1 pseudogene is annotated in these 241 nt (G+C 62.2%); it reads left to right on the top strand.

From position 1 onward, the window contains the following. A pseudogene (locus J5M73_RS31705) lies at window positions 1–241 on the top strand (arginine-ornithine antiporter); the annotation flags it as partial.

The raw sequence follows: 241 nt of genomic DNA on the forward strand, positions 1-241 counted from the left end.
CGGCCTACGCGGTGTTGCTCAGCGGCCGTGGGGAAACCTACGAGCAAGCCTCCCGGGAGCGGATGAAGGACCTGTTCATCGCCGTCGTGGCCCTGAGCTACGCCATCTGGCTGTTGTACGCCGGCGGGGTCAAGTACCTGCTGCTCTCGGCCCTGCTCTACGCCCCCGGCGTGGTGCTGTTCGCCAAGGCCAAGATGGAACTGCACAAACCGATTTTCACCAACGTCGAGAAGCTGATTTT

The organism is Pseudomonas sp. 50_B (genome assembly GCF_017491625.1).
In the GTDB taxonomy this organism is placed as follows: domain Bacteria; phylum Pseudomonadota; class Gammaproteobacteria; order Pseudomonadales; family Pseudomonadaceae; genus Aquipseudomonas; species Aquipseudomonas danubii.